This window comes from uncultured Campylobacter sp. (genome assembly GCF_938015785.1).
Lineage (GTDB): Bacteria > Campylobacterota > Campylobacteria > Campylobacterales > Campylobacteraceae > Campylobacter_B.
Genome location: NZ_CALLWC010000003.1, coordinates 1 through 2,468 on the forward strand (window position 1 = coordinate 1; position 2,468 = coordinate 2,468).

Sequence of the window (2,468 nt, forward strand, 5' to 3'; positions counted from 1 at the left end):
CCCACGCGGTATCTACGCAAAATTCCGCCCGAGCCGCACCATAAAATTCTGCTTGCGAAACATCTTGAAATTCTGCCTGCGAAGTAAAATCTTGCGCGTTATGAGCGCTGCGCGCAGGAAAATCGCCACACCTTGCATTTGTGGCATACGAAGTCTTTGCCAAGCTGCCGCCAGCCTCGGGCGAAACTGCGCTTAAATCTCCTTCGCAAAAGCTACCAAAATCGCAGGCGCCGTCAAACTCAGCATAGCCATCTGCCGCGCGGAGACGATCTGCGCGGGCTTTCTTTTTGGGCGTAGAAGAGAGCGTGAGCCTGCCTGCAAGCTCGCGTCCGCCAGAGTTTAAAATCCCAAAAATTCTAGCTCTAAAGCGCTCGAACTGCTCGCCACTAAGCGAAATTTTGTCGTTTAGGCTCTGCACACCGAAGTCTGCAGCGGTAAAATTTACGATCGCTCCGTCCCTACTCGCGACGCGCACACGACCTCTGACCGAGCCTTTTAGCTTGAAATCGCTGCCTGCGAGAATTTTTTTCATTAATTCCTTCGGATTGTAGAGCATTTTAGCGCTCGCCAAAAACCACTTCGTTGAATTTAGCGACGAAGCTTAGCGGATTGACGCTCACGCCGTTGATCGCGATGCCGAAGTGCAGATGTGGGCCGCTAACTCTACCGCTCTCGCCCGAAAGCGCGATTTCATCGCCCTTGTGAACGTGATCGCCAAGCGCCACTTTGATCTCGCTTAGATGATAGTACTGCGAATAGATGCCGCCGCCGTGATCAATCACGACCGAACCGCCAGCGTAGTAGCGATCTTTGGCGATGACTACGACGCCGTCATTGGCTGCGCGCACCGCAGTGCCTACCGCGGCACGATAATCTGTGCCGCTGTGATAGCTTTTAAGCTCGCCATTAAAGGTGCGGGCATTGCCGAATGCAGAGGTTATTTTGGAGTTTAAAGGCAGCTCAAACGGCGTGGAAAAAAGATAGCGCGGCGTGGTAATCGCATAGATCGCGTTGGCTTCGTCGAGCTCTTTTTTGATACGCGCGGCGGCTTCTTTGGGTGGTTTAACTTTACCCGGAGCGACGCTTAGAGCCTCTTTTTTATACTCGCCCTTTTTCAAAGCGACGATCTGCTCGTGGCTGCCGCTTTGATCTACTATCCGCAGCGTAAAATCCCCCTTGGCGCGGTAGTTCGCCGCCAAAACGGCGATCTTATCGCTAGAATTTGGCGCCGTGATGAGGGGGATTTTCTTTGAGCCAAAGCTCAACTCGGTCGTGCTTTTATCTAATTTTAAGATAACAACATCACCGTTTACTATGTCTAAAGCGAAAATTTTAATCGTCAAAAGTGCAAAAATAGCTAGAAATTTCATAAATTTTCCAAAATTCGTTATTTTTCATCAATTTTTTGTTAAAAATTAGCTAAAACAAATGAAATTGCTGTTATAATAACGAAAATTCAATTTTAAAAGGATTAAATGATGAAAAAGTTTTTGCTTCTAGCATCTGTTGCACTTTGCGGTCTTTTGCACGCGGACGTCGTGGCAAATCAAGAGGTTATAGCGGCGACTAACGTCGTTAGATCTTTCGTAGCGGCTAATAACTTCGGCACCGATGAGCGCTATCTAACCAGCGCCAAAGCCGTCGCAATCCTAACCGACGTAAAACGTTTAGCTGCGGGCGCATCGCTACAATACGGCGATGGAATTTTTAGCGTCAAAGGCGAGAACGGCGAGTGGAGTTCACCGATTTTTATCAAATATAAAGGCTATGGCGTAGGCTTACAAGCAGGCTATGAGACGAGCGACATCGTGATGATCTTCCATACTACGAAGTCATATCAAGACATTTTTACTGGCACAGACACCCTTGAGATCAATGTAGGTGCCGCAGCAGGCGGCGTAGGTAGAAGAACAGGTCGCGCAACCGATCTACCTGATATTTCTGCATGGATGGTAAGCCCGGGCGAGCAAACAGGCGTCTACCTAGGCGTATCGATCGACAACGGCAGAATCACTATCGACGATCAGCTAACCAACGACTTCTATGAGAGAATTTACGACTACGAGGACATCTTAAATGACTCTCCGCGCGCGAATAAATACGCAAAAAGATGGAAAGAAGTGATGAGGAAGTATTTTACAAACGGCGAGAAATACGGCGCTAGCAGCAGTGCGGCGATACCTGTAAATCACGTGCAGAAAAAATATCCGGACGGCAAGCCGATCATCTCAAGCCGCTCTCCTAGAACTCATGCTAAGGCTACGCGAAGCAAAAAGGCTAAAAAAGCAAAATAAATTATCGAGCTAAGCCCCACTTATGGGGCTTCTTGTTTTTGCTTTGCGTTGAGTTTGTACAAGAGTGCGCAAGCAGCGTGAAATTGAAAGTACATAGGTTATTTTAAGAAGATTTATTGATTCTTTACTAAAGTATTTTATTTAATTTTTATAAGTTATTGGATATATAAAAAC

The 2,468-nt window shown here is 47.2% G+C and carries 3 protein-coding genes; 1 reads left to right on the forward strand and 2 read right to left on the reverse strand.

Annotated elements, in window-relative coordinates; genetic code table 11:
• On the reverse strand, positions 1-532 hold a 532-nt coding region (locus tag Q0393_RS00020), incomplete at its 3' end, for a hypothetical protein (RefSeq protein ID WP_298976955.1).
• Positions 533-557: 25 nt separating this feature from the next.
• The gene (locus Q0393_RS00025) at positions 558-1,370 is read right to left on the reverse strand and encodes a M23 family metallopeptidase (RefSeq protein ID WP_298976957.1); all 813 of its coding nucleotides are present in this window, start codon (positions 1,368-1,370) and stop codon (positions 558-560) included.
• Between the two features lie 108 nt (positions 1,371-1,478).
• On the opposite strand from Q0393_RS00025, the gene Q0393_RS00030 reads away from it, so the two are divergent.
• Positions 1,479-2,294, forward strand: a complete 816-nt coding sequence (locus tag Q0393_RS00030; RefSeq protein WP_298976959.1) for a lipid-binding SYLF domain-containing protein — start codon at positions 1,479-1,481, stop codon at positions 2,292-2,294.
• The last annotated feature ends 174 nt before the right edge of the window (positions 2,295-2,468 follow it).